Source organism: Streptomyces sp. NPDC003393 (assembly GCF_053589015.1).
Genome location: NZ_JBSFRB010000027.1, coordinates 92,007 through 108,277, shown reverse-complemented (window position 1 = coordinate 108,277; position 16,271 = coordinate 92,007). Strand labels below are relative to the sequence as shown.

16 protein-coding genes are annotated in these 16,271 nt (G+C 73.8%); 11 read left to right on the top strand and 5 right to left on the bottom strand.

Annotated elements, in window-relative coordinates; translation table 11 throughout:
• Positions 1–574 precede the first annotated feature (574 nt).
• Together ACWDUZ_RS24630 and ACWDUZ_RS24625 are read left to right on the top strand one after the other, a co-directional pair.
• Positions 575–1,225, top strand: a complete 651-nt coding sequence (locus tag ACWDUZ_RS24630; RefSeq protein ID WP_451633961.1) for a DedA family protein — start codon at positions 575–577, stop codon at positions 1,223–1,225.
• Between the two features lie 283 nt (positions 1,226–1,508).
• The gene (locus ACWDUZ_RS24625; RefSeq protein ID WP_451633960.1) at positions 1,509–2,732 is read left to right on the top strand and encodes an RNA-guided endonuclease InsQ/TnpB family protein; all 1,224 of its coding nucleotides are present in this window, start codon (positions 1,509–1,511) and stop codon (positions 2,730–2,732) included.
• Positions 2,733–2,788: 56 nt separating this feature from the next.
• On the opposite strand, the gene ACWDUZ_RS24620 is transcribed toward ACWDUZ_RS24625, so the two are convergent.
• Positions 2,789–3,316 carry a gamma carbonic anhydrase family protein gene (locus ACWDUZ_RS24620; protein WP_451633959.1) on the bottom strand — a complete coding sequence of 176 codons (528 nt, stop codon included), beginning with the start codon at positions 3,314–3,316 and terminating at the stop codon, positions 2,789–2,791.
• Positions 3,317–3,422: 106 nt separating this feature from the next.
• Between ACWDUZ_RS24620 and ACWDUZ_RS24615 the strand changes: the two genes are divergently transcribed.
• Positions 3,423–4,214, top strand: a complete 792-nt coding sequence (locus tag ACWDUZ_RS24615) for an acyltransferase (protein WP_451633958.1) — start codon at positions 3,423–3,425, stop codon at positions 4,212–4,214.
• Positions 4,215–4,255: 41 nt separating this feature from the next.
• On the opposite strand, the gene ACWDUZ_RS24610 is transcribed toward ACWDUZ_RS24615, so the two are convergent.
• Entirely contained in the window at positions 4,256–5,113 is an 858-nt protein-coding gene (locus ACWDUZ_RS24610) for an EamA family transporter (RefSeq protein WP_451633957.1), read from the bottom strand.
• 93 nt (positions 5,114–5,206) lie between these two features.
• Here ACWDUZ_RS24610 and ACWDUZ_RS24605 point away from each other — a divergent pair, with 93 nt between their 5' ends.
• Together ACWDUZ_RS24605 and ACWDUZ_RS24600 are read left to right on the top strand one after the other, a co-directional pair.
• Entirely contained in the window at positions 5,207–5,779 is a 573-nt protein-coding gene (locus ACWDUZ_RS24605) for a helix-turn-helix domain-containing protein (RefSeq protein WP_451633956.1), read from the top strand.
• Positions 5,780–5,822: 43 nt separating this feature from the next.
• Complete coding sequence (locus ACWDUZ_RS24600; RefSeq protein WP_451633955.1) at positions 5,823–6,377, top strand: YbaK/EbsC family protein; 555 nt, start codon at positions 5,823–5,825, stop codon at positions 6,375–6,377.
• Positions 6,378–6,400: 23 nt separating this feature from the next.
• On the opposite strand, the gene ACWDUZ_RS24595 is transcribed toward ACWDUZ_RS24600, so the two are convergent.
• The gene (locus ACWDUZ_RS24595) at positions 6,401–7,507 is read right to left on the bottom strand and encodes a cation diffusion facilitator family transporter (RefSeq protein WP_451633954.1); all 1,107 of its coding nucleotides are present in this window, start codon (positions 7,505–7,507) and stop codon (positions 6,401–6,403) included.
• Positions 7,508–7,569: 62 nt separating this feature from the next.
• On the opposite strand from ACWDUZ_RS24595, the gene ACWDUZ_RS24590 reads away from it, so the two are divergent.
• Positions 7,570–7,929: an ArsR/SmtB family transcription factor gene (locus tag ACWDUZ_RS24590; protein WP_451633953.1), complete on the top strand. Its 360-nt coding sequence runs from the start codon at positions 7,570–7,572 to the stop codon at positions 7,927–7,929.
• Positions 7,930–8,062: 133 nt separating this feature from the next.
• Here the strand turns inward: ACWDUZ_RS24590 and ACWDUZ_RS24585 are convergent, their stop codons facing one another.
• Together ACWDUZ_RS24585 and ACWDUZ_RS24580 are read right to left on the bottom strand one after the other, a co-directional pair.
• Complete coding sequence (locus tag ACWDUZ_RS24585) at positions 8,063–9,286, bottom strand: 4-hydroxybenzoate 3-monooxygenase (RefSeq protein ID WP_451633952.1); 1,224 nt, start codon at positions 9,284–9,286, stop codon at positions 8,063–8,065.
• 91 nt (positions 9,287–9,377) lie between these two features.
• Entirely contained in the window at positions 9,378–9,797 is a 420-nt protein-coding gene (locus ACWDUZ_RS24580) for a CoA-binding protein (RefSeq protein ID WP_451633951.1), read from the bottom strand.
• Positions 9,798–9,946: 149 nt separating this feature from the next.
• Between ACWDUZ_RS24580 and ACWDUZ_RS24575 the strand changes: the two genes are divergently transcribed.
• From ACWDUZ_RS24575 to ACWDUZ_RS24555, 5 genes are all read left to right on the top strand, one after another.
• Positions 9,947–10,678, top strand: coding sequence for a hypothetical protein (locus ACWDUZ_RS24575; protein WP_451633950.1), 732 nt, complete (start codon positions 9,947–9,949; stop codon positions 10,676–10,678).
• A complete protein-coding gene (locus tag ACWDUZ_RS24570) occupies positions 10,675–11,223 on the top strand; it encodes a SixA phosphatase family protein (RefSeq protein ID WP_451633949.1) in 549 nt (182 codons plus the stop codon). Before ACWDUZ_RS24575 ends, ACWDUZ_RS24570 begins: the two co-directional genes overlap by 4 nt.
• Positions 11,224–11,353: 130 nt before the next feature.
• A complete protein-coding gene (locus ACWDUZ_RS24565) occupies positions 11,354–11,980 on the top strand; it encodes a YigZ family protein (RefSeq protein WP_451633948.1) in 627 nt (208 codons plus the stop codon).
• Positions 11,981–12,086: 106 nt separating this feature from the next.
• Positions 12,087–13,250 (top strand): exonuclease SbcCD subunit D, encoded by a 1,164-nt coding sequence (locus tag ACWDUZ_RS24560; RefSeq protein WP_451633947.1) that lies wholly within the window; start codon positions 12,087–12,089, stop codon positions 13,248–13,250.
• Positions 13,247–16,243, top strand: a complete 2,997-nt coding sequence (locus ACWDUZ_RS24555; RefSeq protein ID WP_451633946.1) for an AAA family ATPase — start codon at positions 13,247–13,249, stop codon at positions 16,241–16,243. Before ACWDUZ_RS24560 ends, ACWDUZ_RS24555 begins: the two co-directional genes overlap by 4 nt.
• The last annotated feature ends 28 nt before the right edge of the window (positions 16,244–16,271 follow it).

The window sequence follows — 16,271 nt, the reverse complement described above, 5'->3', positions numbered from 1 at the left end:
GATGCGACAACCGGGCCGCTGGCCTGCCCACGGTCAGCTCCGGAAAGCGAAAGGGTCCACCGACTCCGTCGGCGGACCCTCAGGAAAGATCGAGGTTAGGGGCCCGTCGGGCCGATCACGGGTGCGGACGCGGGGTCTGCCGCACATCGCGGCGTTGTCGTCGCCCGCCGACGAGACGCGGCGAGGTGCGATGCCACGTGCCGTGCGCCCGGCGTGATCTCACGGACACCCCCTGGCCGGCACTGGACCGCCGGCCGAGCCGCCGCCCCGTCCCAGGTCGCCAGGGAGGTGCCCGCCGCCCCGTCCCAGGTCGCCAGGGAGGTGCCCGGCGACCTGATTCCCAGCTCGCCGGGGGAGCGTCCGGCGATCCCGTCTCCCAGCTCGCCGAGGGAGCGCCCCGCGATCCCGCCCGCACGGCCACGGTCGCCCCCGGGACCCGTCCGCGTCCCGCCTCGGAGAACTCCGGCCGAACCATGGCACACCACCCTTCGGTGCCGAGCCGGTAGGCTTCCCGGGGGCGCTTCTTCGCGGCGCGCCCGGGAAGAAGCGAAGGCGAAACGGGGAGGAACCGGCGGTGCACGTCCAGGAGTGGCTCGACACGGTGCCCGCGGGCGCCGTCTACGCCGTGGTGGCCCTGGTCATCGGGCTGGAGAGCCTCGGCATTCCCCTGCCCGGCGAGATCATCCTGGTCTCGGCGGCCCTGCTGTCCTCGCAGCACACCGGTGTCAACCCCGTCGTGCTCGGCGCGTGCGCCACCGCCGGCGCGGTCGTCGGCGACTCCATCGGCTACGCCATCGGCCGCAAGGGCGGCAGACCGCTGCTCGCCTGGCTGGGGAGGAAGTTCCCCAGGCACTTCAGCGAGGGACATGTCGCCATGGCCGAACGATCGTTCGAGAAGTGGGGCATGTGGGCCGTCTTCTTCGGCCGTTTCGTCGCCCTGCTGCGCATCTTCGCCGGCCCGCTGGCGGGCGTGCTGAGGATGCCGTACTGGAAGTTCCTCACCGCCAACGTGCTCGGCGGCATCTGCTGGGCGGGCGGCACGACGGCCGTCATCTACTACGTCGGCGTCGTCGCCGAGTCCTGGCTGAAGAAGTTCTCCTGGCTCGGCCTGGTGGTGGCCGTGCTCATCGGGCTGGGGTCGATGCTGGTGCTCAGGCGCAAGGCGAAGAAGGCGCAGGCTGCCCCGCAGGAGCCCGAGGTGGAGACCGTGGGCGCCGCCGAGTAGGCTTCGATCGAGGCAGACCTGCCGCGCGAGCGTGCCTGTCGTGCGACCGGGCCCGCCGTGCCGGCGTACCTGCAGTGCACCGGCCGCACAGGTCTGGCCGCGCGCTACCGGGAATCATTCGCAGTGCTCGGGCCTTCAGGCCGGGGGTGAAGCGAATGCTGTGGTCGCGGCGCGGAGCGTCGCGGTGGCGTTCCGGCGGAGCCGGATGCTGCTGCGTGACGGTGACGGGTCGCTCACATGTTCTGGGTGACGATGTGGGTTCGGTGTGCCTAGTGTGATCGTCATGCAGCTCCGGTACGCCTTCAGGGTGTATCCCGATGCCGCTCAGCAGGCCGCGCTGGCCAGGGCGTTCGGGTGCGCCCGGGTCGTGTTCAACGACGCGGTCCGCGCCCGTGAAGACGCCCGTAAGGCCGGACAGCCGTTCCCGACGGCCGGGCAGCTGTCCCGGAAGCTGATCACCGAGGCGAAGCAGACAAGGGAGCGGTTCTGGCTGGGCGGGGTCTCCGCGGTGGTGCTCCAGCAGTCCCTGCGGGACGCCGAGATGGCGTACCGCAACTTCTTCGCCTCCCTGGGCTCCACCCGCAAGGGTCCGAAACTGGGTGCGCCCCGCTTCAAGTCCCGTAAGGACGCCCGGCAGGCGATCCGGTTCACCGCCAATGCCCGCTGGAGCATCACCGGCAGCGGCCGTCTGAACCTGCCCAAGATCGGCGCGGTGAAGGTGAAGTGGTCCCGGACCCTGCCCGCCACGCCCACCTCCGTCACCGTCATCAAGGACGCGGCGGGAAGATTCTTCGCCTCCTTCGTCATCGACACCGACCCCGCCGCCGACCAGGCACGGATGCCCGCGACCGACCGCACCATCGGCATCGATCTCGGCCTGACCCACTTCGCGGTCCTGTCCGACGGCACGAAGATCGACTCCCCGCGTTTTCTGCGGCGCGCGGAGAAGAAGCTGAAGAAGGCCCAACGCGAGCTGTCCCGCAAGCAGAAGGGATCAAAGAACCGGGCCAAGGCCCGCCTGAAGGTCGCCCGCGCCCACGCCAGAGTTGCTGACGCACGCCGTGAGTTCCACCACCAGCTCTCCACGAAGCTGATCTCCGAGAACCAAGGGATCGCCGTGGAGGATCTGTCGGTGGCGGGACTGGCCCGCACGAAGCCGGCCACGTCCGTGCACGACGCCGGCTGGGCACAGTTCATCAGCATGCTGGAGTACAAAGCCGCCCGGTACGGCCGCACCCTGGTCAAGATCGGCCGGTTCACACCGACCTCCCAGACCTGTTCCACCTGCGGCGCCGTGGACGGACCCAAACCCCTCGACGTGCGGGAATGGACCTGCAGCGCCTGCGGCACCGTCCACGACCGGGACCACAATGCCGCACTCAACATCAAGACGGCCGCCGGACCGGCGGTATCGGCCTGCGGAGCGCCGGTAAGACCAGGAGCGATCCCGGCACAGCGCGAAGAAACAGGAAGCCACGGATTCCCGACCGGAAACCGTGCCGCGTAGCGGCACAGCAACGATCGAGAAGGCCAGAATCCTCGGGCTTCAGCCCGAGGAGCAAGTCAACCGTGCACTTCCCGGTGGGCCTTCGCCAGCTCCGCGTACAGCGTGCCGTTGAGCGTGAGGCCCCGGCGCTCCTCCTCCGTCAGCTCTCGTCGCACCTTCGCCGGCACCCCCGCCACCAGCGAACCCGGCGGCACCACCATGCCCTGCGGCACCAGCGCCTGGGCGGCGACGAGCGATCCCGCTCCGACGACCGCGCCGTTCAGCACGGTCGCCCCCATGCCGATCAGGCAGTCGTCCTCCACCGTCGCCCCGTGGACGACCGCGTTGTGGCCGACGGACACGCGCTCGCCGATGGTCACCGGGAAACCGGGGTCCGCGTGCAGGGTGCAGTTGTCCTGGATATTGCTCTCCGCCCCGACGAGGATCCGCTCGACGTCGCCCCGGACCACGGCGCCGTACCAGACGCTCGCCCCTGCCTCCACCGTCACGTCACCGATCACCGAGGACGTGGGGGCCACGAACGCCTCCCCGTCGATCTTCGGCTCCCTGCCCCCGATGCCCGTGATCAGCGCCCTGTGCGTCATCGCCCTCTCCTTGTCGTCGACACCCCGCACCGTACGTCATCCGGTGGGGTGAAGATCACAGGCGTCCGGTCTCATCGGGGCGGTACCGCCTGAGTACGGTGAGCGGGTGCCCAAGCGCAAGAACACGTTCTCATCATGGCGGCGCCGCCTCGCGCAGCGCGCCGTCCATGCGGGCTGGGCCTGGGTGCAGCGCACGGGTTCCGTCACGGCGGAGCACCCCGGACGCTTCCGCTTCGGCGCGATGGGAACAGGTACCAGGCTGGCCTTCCCGCTCGGCACGGTGTTCGGTGAACCGTGGATCCGTCTCGGCGCCCACTGCATCGTCGGCGAGCAGGTCACGCTGACGGCCGGACTGATGCCCGATCTCGACCTCGGCCCCGACCCGATCCTGCGCATCGGCGACGGAGTCGTCCTCGGCCGTGGCAGCCATGTCATCGCCGACACGACGGTCACCATCGGCAGCGACTGCTACTTCGGGCCGTACGTCTACGTCACCTCCACCAACCACTCCTACGACGACCCCCACCAGCCGATCGGCAAGCAGTGGCCGCGGATGGAGCCGGTGGAGATCGGGCCCGGGTGCTGGATCGGCACCGGGGCGGTGATCCTGCCCGGGGCGCGGCTCGGCCGGAACGTCGTGGTCGCGGCCGGTGCGGTGGTGCGCGGCGAGGTGCCCGACCACGCCGTGGTCGCCGGCGCGCCCGCCCGAGTCGTACGCCGGTGGACGCCGGCCGGAGGCTGGCAGCCGCCGCTGCGGACACCGGCGCCGGTGCCGATACCGGACGATGTCACCCCGGAACAGCTGGTGGCGCTGGCGGACCTCGACGCGGAGAGCGTCGCGGGGCTCGCGCAGTTGGGCGACGCGGAGGACTCCGGTTCCCCGGCCGCGCGTCCCTGAAGGCTTTCCCGTCGCTCGGCCGGTCGCCCGCGGCCGGCTCCTCAGCCCGTCGCCAGCAGCAGCGTTCCCACCAGCGCCAGCCCCGCTCCCGCCGCCTGGACGGCCCGCAGCCGTTCGCTGAGGAAGCCGCGGGCGGCCAGCGCGGTCACCACCGGGTACAGGGAGGCGAGTACGGCGGCCACTGTGACCGGGCCGTGCTGGGCGGCGACCGAGTACGTGCCGTTGGCCGCCACGTCCGCGAGACCGACGAAGGCGAGGGCCGGCAGCGCGCCCCAGGGGAATCCGGCCTCCGGCAGCACGGCACCGCCGCGCCGCGCGGAGACGTACAGCGCGGCCCCGCCTGCGGCCACGTTGGTCACCCGCTGCACGAACAGGGCCAGGAAGAGCCCGGTGACCGTGGTCGACGCCTCGGCGATCAGCGCGAACACCGTGCCGAAACCGAGGGCGGCGACAAGCGTCAGCCAGATCGTCCGCCGCTGCACGGCGGCGCCTCTCAGCTGCGGCCCGCCCGCGAGCACCACTCCGGTGACGGCGACCGTGATTCCCACGGCCTGGAGCAGGCCCGGCCGCTCGCCGAGCACCAGGCCGACCCCGATGGGGACGGCCACGCTCAGGGTGGCGAGCGGCGAGACCACGCCCATCGGGCCGAGTGCGAGCGCCTTGTAGAAGGACAGCATCGCGACCGGCCCGACCAGACCCGCGGCGAAGGCGAACCACAGCCGTGGCCCGGCCTCGCTCCAGCCGCCGGTGGCCACGACGACGGCGCCCAGCACCGTCGCGGCGATCGCCTGGGAGACCACGACCACGGTCAGCGCCGGGTTGCGCCGCGTGAGCAGTCCGCCGCCGAAGTCGGCCAGGCCCCACAGGAGGCTCGTGGCCAGGGCGAAGAATGCTGTCACGGGACGCCTCGCAGTACAGTTCGGTGCACGATCGGGTGCATCCCAGCGTAGTTCAGTTAAGTGAACCCTGTCATCCAGAATATTGGACGGAATGTGTCGGACCTCGACCTGCTGACCCAGTCCCTGGCGCGCAACGTCAAGCGCTGGCGCACCGAGCGCGGCTTCACGCTCGACACGCTCGCGGCCCGTGCGGGAGTCAGTCGCGGCATGCTCATCCAGATCGAGCAGGCCCGCACCAATCCCAGCCTCGGCACCGTCGTCAAGATCGGTGACGCGCTCGGCATCAGCATCACCACCCTGCTCGACTACGAGCAGGGCCCGAAGGTCCGCATCGTCCCCGCCGAACAGGCCGTCCGGCTCTGGCACACCGACGCCGGCAGCTACAACCGCCTGCTGGCGGGCGTCGAGGCGCCCGGCCCGCTGGAGATGTGGGAGTGGCGCCTGATGCCCGGGGAGGGCAGCGCCTCCGACCCGCACCCGAGCGGAACGGTCGAACTGGTGCACGTCACGGCGGGGGAGCTGACACTCACCGTGGACGGGGCGGAGTACCGCGTACCCGAGGGCGCGAGCGCGTCCTTCGAGGCCAACACCCCGCACACGTACCGCAACGAAGGGGCCGTGCCCATGGAGATGGTCATGGCGGTGTCGGTGCCTCCCGTGCACTGAGACGCCCCGGCCGCGCCCACCGGGCGGCTGTTACGGTGCGGTCATGCGCGCACCCATCGGAGACTTCGACCGGGCCGTCCCCGCGCCCGACTGCCTCGACGAACTGGTCCCGCCGGTCGCCGACGCCCTGCGCCACTGGCGCGGCAGCGTCCCCGCCGACCGGATCGTCTACGTCGAGACCGACCCGCGGTGGGCCGACACCGCGGTGTTCGTCGAGCACTACGGCCAGGACCTGCTGGAGCGGTCCGCGAACTGTGTGGTGGTGTCCGGCAGGCGCGGCGGCGAGAGCAGGCTGGCCGCGTGCCTGGCGCTCTCGACGACCCGCGTCGACGTCAACCGCGTCGTACGCCGCCAACTCGACGCCCGCAAGGCCTCGTTCGCTGCGATGGACGTGGCCACGGGGGAGACGGGCATGGAGTACGGCGGCATCACCCCGATCGGGCTGCCCGAGGGCTGGCCGGTGCTCGTCGACTCCGCCGTCGTGGACCTCCCGTACGTCCTGGTCGGCAGCGGTCGACGCCGCGGCAAGCTCCTCGTTCCCGGCAAGGCCTTCGCGGAACTCCCGGGCGCGGTGGTGCTGGACGGTCTGGGGATCTGATCACGGCCCCGCGCCGCGTTCGTTCAGGGTGAGGCGTGGTGGGCGAGGGCCAGGTGCGGGTCGGATGCGCCCGGGGCTGGGGCCGGGTCGGCGTGGACCAGGGCCGCGGTGAGCCGGGGCACGGCGTGCAGCAGGGCATGCTCGGCGTCGACGGCGACCGCGTGGGCCTGGCGCAGGGTCGCCTCGCCGTCCACCACCACCGCGACCTCCGCCCGCAGCCGGTGCCCGATCCAGCGCAGCCGCAGCTCACCCACGGCGTGCACCCCGGGCACCTGGCGCAGGGCCCGCTCCGCCCGGTCCACCAGGGCCGGGTCGACGGCGTCCATCATCCGCCGGAACACCTCGCGCGCCGCGTCACGCAGCACCAGCGCGATCGCCGCGGTGATCGCCAGCCCCACGACCGGGTCCGCCGCCTGCCAGCCCAGCGCCGCGCCGCCCGCGCCCAGCAGCACGGCCAGCGAGGTGAAGCCGTCCGTACGCGCGTGCAGCCCGTCGGCGACGAGTGCCGCCGAGCCGATCGCCCGGCCCACACGGATCCGGTACCGGGCCACCCACTCGTTGCCCGCGAACCCGGCGAGGGCCGCCGCGGCCACCGCCGGGAGGTGCTGCACAGGGCGCGGTTCGAGGAGCCGATCGACCGCCGCCCATGCCGCGAACATCGCCGACGCCGCGATCGTCAGCACGATCACCAGACCGCCCAGGTCCTCGGCGCGCCCGTAGCCGTAGGTGAAGCGGCGGGTCGCGGCCCTGCGGCCCAGCACGAAGGCGATGCCGAGCGGCACGGAGGTCAGGGCGTCGGCCGCGTTGTGCACCGTGTCGCCGAGCAGGGCGACCGAGCCGGAACCCACCACCACCAGCGCCTGGACGAGGGCGGTCGCCCCCAGGGCGGCCAGCGAGACCCACAGGGCCCGCAGGCCGCGCGCCGAGGACTCCAGCGCCGGGTCGAGCTTGTCCGCGGTCTCGTGGGAGTGCGGGGTCAGCAGGTGCCGCAGACGGTGCCGGAGGGACGCCCGTGCCTGGGAGTGGGGGCGGTGGTGCGCATGACCGTGGCTGTGGTCGCTGTGGTCGCTGTGGTCGTGGCCGTGGTGGTCGCTGTGGTCGTCGCCATGGGGGTGGTGCCGGTCGCTCACGTCGTTCCCCTTCCGGTGCGCGGGAGGTGGACGCCGGACGCCCACGACGACATTATGTGCGTATGAGCGCACGCATGCACCTGTCACCTGCGCACCATGCGCACCCGCGCACCCCGGGCGAGGAGCAGATCGCGCTCGCCGCCGAACTGCTCGCCCTGCTCGGCGACCGCACCCGGCTCGCCCTGCTGCACGCGCTGACCTCGGGCGAAGCCGATGTCACCACGCTCACCGAGGCGTGCGGCGCGGCCCGCCCCGCCGTCAGCCAGCACCTGGCGCGGCTGCGGCTGGCCGGGCTCGTGGCCACCCGCAAGGAGGGCCGCCGGGTGATCTACTCCCTGCACGACGGCCATCTGCGCCGCCTGGTCGCCGAGGCGCTGAACGTGGCCGACCACCGGCTCGGCGACCGGCCGCCGCACGACTGACCCGCCTGCCGCACCACTGACGGCGGACGACCGGCGATCGGCGGCCGTGCACCGGGAGATCGGCCTTCGGCGGCCGTCGACCGGTGCTCGGCCTCGGGCGGCCGTCGATCGGCGTTCGGCCCCGCGGCCGTCCTCAGAAGCGGCCCGCCGTGCCGAGGTACTGCTCGGCGAAGGCGGCCGCCGCGGCCGGCGAGGTGAACAGACGGCGCAGCCGGGCGAGCGTGGTGCCCGCGTGGAACGGATCGCCCGATGCGGTGCCGTGGTAGATGCCGGACAGCCACTGGGAGAACTCCTGGTAGTCCCACACGCGCCGCAGGCACGCCGCCGAATAGCCGGCCAGGCCGCCCTCGTCGCCCCGGGTGACGTGCGCGGCGAGCGCGTCCCCCAGCAGGAAGGCGTCGTGCAGGGCGAGGTTCATGCCCTTGGCCGCGATGGGCGCCGTCAGGTGCGCCGCGTCACCGGCCAGGAACAACCGCCCGGAGGCCATCGGTTCCACGACGTAGTCGTGCATGTCGAGCACCCGCTGCTCCAGCAGCCGGCCCTCCGTGAGCGGCGGGGCGTCCGCCGCGGCGAGCCGCTGCCGCAGCTCCGACCAGACGCGCTCGTGCGGCCAGTTCCGCGGATCGTCGCCGGGCCGGCACTGGAGGTAGTAGCGGGTCACGTCCGCGCTGCGGGGCATGTGACCGGCGAAGCCGCGCGGGTGGACGCCGAAGAGCACGCAGTCGGAGGACGGCGGGGCCTCGGCGAGCAGCGCCAGCCAGCCGATGCCGTAGTCGTGCCGAGCCGGCCGGGCCCGCTCAGGGACGAGCACGGACCGGCTCACCCCGCGGGCCCCGTCGCATCCGGCGACGAAGTCGCAGTGGACCACCCGCCGTCGCCCGGTCTCGGGGCAGAGGTACGACACCGACGGCCGGTCCGAGTCGGTGTCGTGCAGCGTCACCTCCCGCACGCCGAAGCGGATCCGGCCGGCTCGGACGTCGGCGTACTCGCCCACCAGGTCCGTCACGAGCAGCGGTTGCGGGTACACGAAGTGGTGACGGCCCGTCAGTTCCGTGTGTGGGAAGCGGTGGCCGGCGCCGTCGAAGCGGAACTCGCACGCGGTGTGCCGGCCGGCCCGCTCCAGCAGGTTCGCTGCCAGGCCACGGCGTTCCAGGCCGCGTACGGCCCACTCCTCCAGGACCCCGGCGCGGGGCCGCTGCTCGATGAACCGCCGGGACTCCGTCTCCAGGATCAGGCAGTCGACGGAGGCGGCGCGCAGGATGTTGCCGACGGTGAGCCCCGCCGGTCCGGCGCCGACGATGACGACCGGAAAGCGTTCAGGGTCGGGGGAGTTGGGGTGGGGGGAGGGTTGAGTCACCCGGGCATTATGACGGTGTCCCGTCAGACGCGCCCCACGTGGTGGAGGCGCGGCCGGCGGGACACCGTACGGGAGCGGGGTGTGACCGTGGTCAGGCCGGTCCGGTGCCCAGGCGCGGAATCTCGATCGCCGGGCAGCGATCCATGACCATCTCCAGGCCGGCCGCCCTGGTCCGCTCGTAGGCGGCCTCGTCGACGACGCCGAGCTGGAACCACACCGCCTTGGCGCCCTTGGCGGCCGCCTCGTCGGCCAGCGGCCCGGCCAGGTCGCTGTTGACGAAGACGTCCACCACGTCCACGTCGAAGGGGATGTCCGCCAGGGAGGCGTAGCCCTGCTCGCCGTGCACCGTCTCCGCCTTGGGGTGGACCGGGACGACCTTCTTGCCGAACCGTTGGAGCACCTGCGCCACGCCGTACGCAGCACGGTCGCGGTTGTTCGACAGGCCCACGACGGCCCAGGTGTCACCGAGTTCGGTCAGGATCTTCCGGACCGTCGCCGCATCTCCGTACACCACAGGTCTCCTCGCGTCTCGGGGAACGTTGCCGACTGCGCCAACAGCACCCCCGGCCGGTCGATTCCCCGATCGGCCGGAAGCGGCACGCTGCCCGGAATGTGGGCCGTGGGCCTGCACACGGCCGGCAGGGGGCCTACGCTCGGGCCGTGCTGCGCATCACCGACGTACGAACCGGCGAGCCCGTGGACGCCGCCCCCGCCCGCCGTGGCCTGACCCGCATCGAGGTCCGCGCGTCCGGTTTCGACGCCTCCGGGCTGCGGGTGCTCCTCGTCGCCGACCTGCTCGTCCGCGCCCTGGAGCTGGGCGGCACACCGGTGTGGGCCCTGCTGACCGGCGAACGCGAGCAGGCGGAGCTGCGGGCGGCCGCCGGGACCCTCGGCATCCGGCCCTTCGAGGACAGCCGCGGGCTGGGTGCCGCGCTGGGCGAGGCACAGGTCGTGCACGTGGCCGGTGAGGCCGAGGAGACCGCGTCCGAGGGTGTCCGGCTGGCCGTCGCACCCGTGGACGCCGCCGTACCCCTCACCTGGGCGGCCGACACGGACCCCGCCGCCCTGCGCCTCGCCCTGCTCGTCCGCCGCCGCACCCTGCCCCTGCGGCTCGACGCCGACGCGCTGGACGAGGCCGCCCGGACGCTCGCCCGGTGGCGCCGCGCGGTCGCCCACTGGGCCCGGCAGCCCTCCCGCCCCATCCCCGACGACGTGCGCGGCCGGCTGCGCGGAAGCTGGGAGGACGACCTGGACGTCCCGGCGACGCTCCGGGTGCTGGAGTGGGTCGAGACCCGGCCGGACCTCGCGGACGGCGCCCGCTTCGAGACGTACGCCTACGCGGACCGCCTGCTCGGGCTGGACCTCACCCGCGACGTCGGGCGCGCGCCGTGAGCGCCCGCGTGGGAGGCGGCCCGCTGCGCCGCCTGGTGGTCCTGCGGCACGCCAAGTCCGCCCGGCCCGCCGGTGTCGCCGACCACGACCGCCCGCTCGCGCCGCGTGGCTGCCGGGACGCCCCGGCCGCGGGCCGCGCGCTCGCCGACTCCGACTTCCTGCCGGACCTCGCGGTGTGCTCCACGGCCCTGCGCGCCCGCCGGACCTGGGAGCTGGCCTCCGCCGAGTGGGGCACCCCGCCGTCGGTCCGCCTCGATGCGCGGCTGTACGGCGCCGACGTCCCCACCCTGCTGGAGGTCGTGCGCGAGACGCCGCCGGAGGTGGAGACGCTGCTGCTCATCGGGCACAACCCGGGCCTGGAGGAACTGGTCCTCCGTCTCGCCGGGGAGGGCCTGGACGACACGCTGGAGCGGCTCCGGGTGAAGTTCCCCACCTCCGCGTTCGCCGTGCTCACCTGGCACGGCACCGGCTGGCACCTGCTCGCCCCGGGTACCGCCCTGCTGACCGGGCTGACCGTGCCGCGGGGCACGAAGGGCGGGTCGTAACGGGTCACCGCGTCCCGGCCTCCCTGCCGTGGACGGGCACCCCGGCCGTCAGCGAGGCCGCCCGGGTCCTGCCGTCATGCTCGCGTCGACCGCCTGCCGGGGATTGCGGGACAGCCCTTAGGCTGGTCGGATGCAGGACGAGTACCGCACAGTCGCCCGCCCGGGCGTGCACGAGACCGAGGTCAACCGTTCCCGCTTCCTGTGCGCGCTCGCCCCGGCGGCCACCGAGCAGGAGGCCCAGGACTTCATCGCGGCCGTCCGCAAGGAACACGCGGACGCCACGCACAACTGCTGGGCCTACGTCATCGGCGCCGACGCCGGCATCCAGAAGGCCAGTGACGACGGGGAACCGGGCGGCACCGCCGGGGTGCCCATGCTCCAGATGCTGCTGCGCCGCGACATGCGCTACGTCGTCGCCGTCGTCACCCGTTACTACGGCGGCGTCAAGCTCGGCGCGGGCGGCCTCATCCGTGCCTACGGCGGAGCCGTCGGGGAGGCGCTGGACGCGCTCGGCACCCTGACGCGCCGGCGCTTCCGCCTCGCCACGGTCCGCGTCGACCACCAGCGTGCCGGCAAGGTGCAGAACGACCTGAGAGCGACCGGGCGCGAGGTGCGGGACGTCCGCTACGGCGAGGCGGTGACGATCGAGATCGGCCTGCCCGACGCCGATGTGGACGCCTTCCGGGCATGGCTCGCCGACGCGACGGCGGGCACGGCCGGATTCGAACTGGGCGGAGAGACCTATGGCGATGCCTGACGAAACGGGCATTTCGCCAGTGATGGTTCCGTACTTGACCGCGCATGACGGCTGATACGGGAGTTACCGCCCGTGATGTCGGACCCTGCCGTTAGTCTCGGGGATCATGAGGCTGCTGCACACGTCCGACTGGCACCTGGGCCGGTCCTTCCACCGGGTGAGCATGCTCGAGGCCCAGGCCACGTTCATCGGTCATCTCGTCGCGACCGTGCGTGAGCGCGGCGTCGACGCGGTGGTCGTGTCGGGAGACGTGTACGACCGCGCGGTGCCCCCGCTGGCCGCCGTCGAGCTGTTCGACGACGCCCTGCACCGCCTGGCCGCCCTCGGCGTGCCCACGGTGATGATCTCCGGCAACCACGACTCCGCGCGCCGGCTCGGCGTCGGTGCGGGGCTCATCGACCGCGCGGGCATCCACCTGCGTACCGAGCCCGCGGCGTGCGCCACACCGGTGGTGCTGTCCGACGCGCACGGCGACGTGGCCTTCTACGGCCTCCCGTACCTGGAACCGGCTCTGGTCAAGGACCACTTCGGGGTCGAGAAGGCGGGGCACGAGGCCGTGCTCGCCGCCGCCATGGACCGGGTGCGCGCCGACCTCGCGACGCGCGTGCCCGGCACCCGATCCGTCGTCCTCGCGCACGCCTTCGTGACCGGCGGCGAGGCCAGCGACAGCGAGCGGGACATCACCGTCGGCGGGGTGGCCGCCGTTCCCGCGGGCGTCTTCGCCGGCGTCGACTACGCCGCACTGGGGCATCTGCACGGCTGCCAGACGATCACCGAGCGCGTGCGGTACTCCGGGTCCCCGCTGCCGTACTCCTTCTCGGAGGCCGGCCACCACAAGACCATGTGGCTGGTCGACCTCGACGCCGACGGCCGGGTCACCGCCGAGCGGGTCGGCTGCCCGGTCCCGCGCCCGCTGGCCCGGCTCCGGGGCACACTGGAGGAACTGCTCGCCGACCCCGGTCTCGCCCGCCACCGGGACGCCTGGGTGGAGGCCACGCTCACCGACCCGGTGCGCCCGGCCGACCCGATGGCCCGCCTCGCCGAGCGCTTCCCGCACACCCTCAGCCTCGTCTTCGACCCCGACCGCACCCCCGGCGACCCTGACGTGTCCTACGCCCGCCGGCTCGCGGGCCGAAGCGACCAGCAGATCGCCGAGGACTTCGTGACCCATGTGCGCGGCGCGGGACCCGACGCACACGAACGGGCCGTCCTGCGCGAGGCCTTCGACGCCGTACGCGCCGACCAGGCGGAGCAAGAGGTGGCGCGGTGAGGCTGCACCGGCTCGACATCACCGCCTTCGGGCCGTTCGGGGGCGCCCAGAGCATCGACTTCGACGCCCTGTCGGCCGCCGGACTGTTCCTGCTGCACGGACCGACCGGGGCCGGTAAGACGTCTGTACTGGACGCCGTGTGCTACGCCCTGTACGGCTCGGTGCCCGGCGTACGGCAGGGCAGCGGGCAGGGGATCACCCTGCGCAGCGACCACGCCGCCACGGGCACCCGCACCGAGGTCACCCTCGACCTCACCGTCGCCGGACGCCGCCTGGAGATCACCCGGCAGCCGCCCTGGGCCCGGCCCAAGCGGCGCGGCACCGGCACCACCGTCGACAAGGCGCAGACCTGGCTGCGCGAGTACGACGCGACCAACGGCGCCTGGAAGGACCTCAGCCGCTCCCACCAGGAGATCGGCGAGGAGATCACCCAGCTGCTCGGCATGAGCCGCGAACAGTTCTGCCAGGTCGTGCTGTTGCCGCAGGGCGACTTCGCCCGTTTCCTGCGCGCCGACGCCGAGGCCCGCGGCAAGCTGCTCGGTCGCCTGTTCGACACCCACCGTTTCGCCGAGGTGGAAAAGCGCCTCGCCGAGCGCCGGCGCGCCACCGAGGCCCAGGTCCGCGAGGGCGACGCCGCGCTGCTGGCCGACGCCCACCGCATGCAGCAGGCGGCCGGCGACACCATGGAGCTGCCGGAGCTGACGCCCGGCGAGCCGGGACTGGCCGAGGCCGTGCTGACCGCAGCCGCCGTCGCCCGCAGTACCGCGCGCGAGCGGCTGGACATCGCCCGGATCCGGCTCACGGCCGCCGAGACCACCCACACCGCCGCCGAGCGCGCCCTGCACGACGTACGCGAACTGGCCCGGCTGCAACGCCGGATCACCGAGGCACGGGAGCGCGCCGCACGCCTGGAGGAACAGGCCGAGGAGCACCGCCGCACACGGGAGCGGATGGAACAGGGGCGCAAGGCGCAGACCGTGGCACCGGCGCTGGAGCTGCGGGAGGCCGCCGACGCCGCGCACCGCCGGGCCGCCGCCGCCGAGGCACGCGCGCGTGCACTGCTGCCCGAGAGCTTCGCCGACGCCGGCGCGGCCGGACTGGCCGCCGCGGCGCGCCGGGCAGCCGAGGAACTCGGCGGACTGGAGTCGGCCCGCCGCGCCGAGCGGCGCCTGGCCGACCTCGTCGCCGAGCGCGCGGAAGCGGACCGCCAGGAGCGCGCCGACGAGGACATGCTGCAGGAGGCCGAGGCCTGGCTCGCCGGATGGGAGCACACCCGCGCCGGACTCCGGGCTCGTGCGGAGGCCGCCCAGGAGGCGGCCGGACAGGCGGACCAGCTCGCCGTGCGACGCGAGGGAGCCCAGGCCCGGCTCGGCGCGGCCAGGCTGCGCGACCAGCTCCGCGGGGACGTCGACGAGGCGCAGCGACGCGCCCTCGACTCCGCCGAACGCGCCGTGCGCGCCAAGGACCACTGGCTGGACCTGAAGGAGCAGCGGCTGAACGGGATCGCCGCCGAGCTCGCCGCGAACCTCACCGGCGGCGAGCCCTGCGCGGTCTGCGGCGCCACCGACCACCCCGCGCCCGCGCGCCGGGTCACCGGTCACGTTGACCGGGAGGCGGAGGAGCGGGCCCTGGCGGGCCTCCAGGACGCCGAGGAACGGCGCACCGACCACGAGCGCCGGCTCGCCGCCCTGCGCGAGCGACTGGCCGCCGCCACCGCCGAGGCGGGCGACGCGCCGACGGCGCGACTCGCCGAGGAGGCGGAGACGTTGGAGCGCGAGCTCACGCGGGCACGCCAGGAGGCCTCCGGACTGCACGCCGCGCGGGAGGAGCTGCGCCGGGCGGAGCAGGAGCACGAACGCCGGCTCGCCGACCGCCGTCAGGCCGAGATCAGGTCGGCGGCCCGGCTGACCCGCAAGGAGTCCCTGGACCGCGAACAGGCGACCCTGGAGACCGAGCTGGCCGAGGCCAGAGGCACCGCCCCGAGCGTCACCGCACGGGCCGCCCAACTGGAGCGCCAGGTGGGGCTCCTCACCGACGCCGCGGACGCCGCGCGCGCCGCCGAGGAGAGCGCCGAACGGCTCAAGGACGCCGACGGGCGGCTCGCCGAGGTCGCGTTCCGGGCCGGTTTCGACACCCCGCGGGCCGCGGTCGCCGCGCTTCTGGACGACGTCGCCCACCGCGAACTCCAGCACCGCCTGGACGCCCGGCACGCCGAGGAGGCCGCCGTCCGCGCCGTCCTCGCCGAGGCCGACACCGTGGCCGCCGCCGGGCGCGAGCCCGCCGACCCCACGGCGGCGGAGACCGCCGCGGCCGCCGCGAGCCTGCGACTGCGCGAGGCCTCCTCCGCCCGGGACGCCGCCGCCCGGCGCTGCGCCGAACTCGACCGGCTGTCCGCCCGCACGGCCACCGGCGTACGCCGCCTGGCACCCTTGCGCCAGGAGCACGACCGCGTGGCCCGGCTCGCCGCGCTCACCGCGGGAACCTCGGCCGACAACGAGCGCAGGATGCGCCTGGAGTCCTACGTCCTCGCCGCCCGCCTGGAACAGGTGGCGGCCGCCGCGACCGCCCGGCTGCAACGCATGTCGTCCGGCCGCTACACCCTGGTCCACTCCGACGACCGGACCGGACGCGGGCGCAGCGGCCTCGGACTGCACGTCGTCGACGCCTGGACGGGGCGCGAGCGGGACACCGCGACCCTGTCGGGCGGGGAGACGTTCTTCGCCTCGCTCGCCCTCGCCCTCGGACTCGCCGACGTCGTCACCGACGAGGCCGGCGGCGTCCGGCTGGACACCCTCTTCATCGACGAGGGCTTCGGCAGCCTGGACGACCAGACCCTGGACGAGGTCCTGGACGTCCTGGACTCCCTGCGCGAACGCGACCGCAGCGTCGGCATCGTCAGCCATGTCGCCGACCTGCGCCGCCGGATCCACGCCCAACTGGAGGTCGTCAAGGGCCGGTCGGGCTCGACGGTGCGGCAGCGCGGAGCGGCCTGACCCTGCTCGCCGCCGTTCTGCGCGCCCG

Coding starts and splice junctions, on each gene's coding strand:
- ACWDUZ_RS24625 (WP_451633960.1), top strand. CDS start 1,509: ATGCAGCTCCGGTACGCCTTCAGGGTGTATCCCGATGCCGCTCAGCAG.
- ACWDUZ_RS24620 (WP_451633959.1), bottom strand. CDS start 3,316: ATGACGCACAGGGCGCTGATCACGGGCATCGGGGGCAGGGAGCCGAAG.
- ACWDUZ_RS24600 (WP_451633955.1), top strand. CDS start 5,823: ATGCGCGCACCCATCGGAGACTTCGACCGGGCCGTCCCCGCGCCCGAC.
- ACWDUZ_RS24590 (WP_451633953.1), top strand. CDS start 7,570: ATGAGCGCACGCATGCACCTGTCACCTGCGCACCATGCGCACCCGCGC.
- ACWDUZ_RS24565 (WP_451633948.1), top strand. CDS start 11,354: ATGCAGGACGAGTACCGCACAGTCGCCCGCCCGGGCGTGCACGAGACC.
- ACWDUZ_RS24560 (WP_451633947.1), top strand. CDS start 12,087: ATGAGGCTGCTGCACACGTCCGACTGGCACCTGGGCCGGTCCTTCCAC.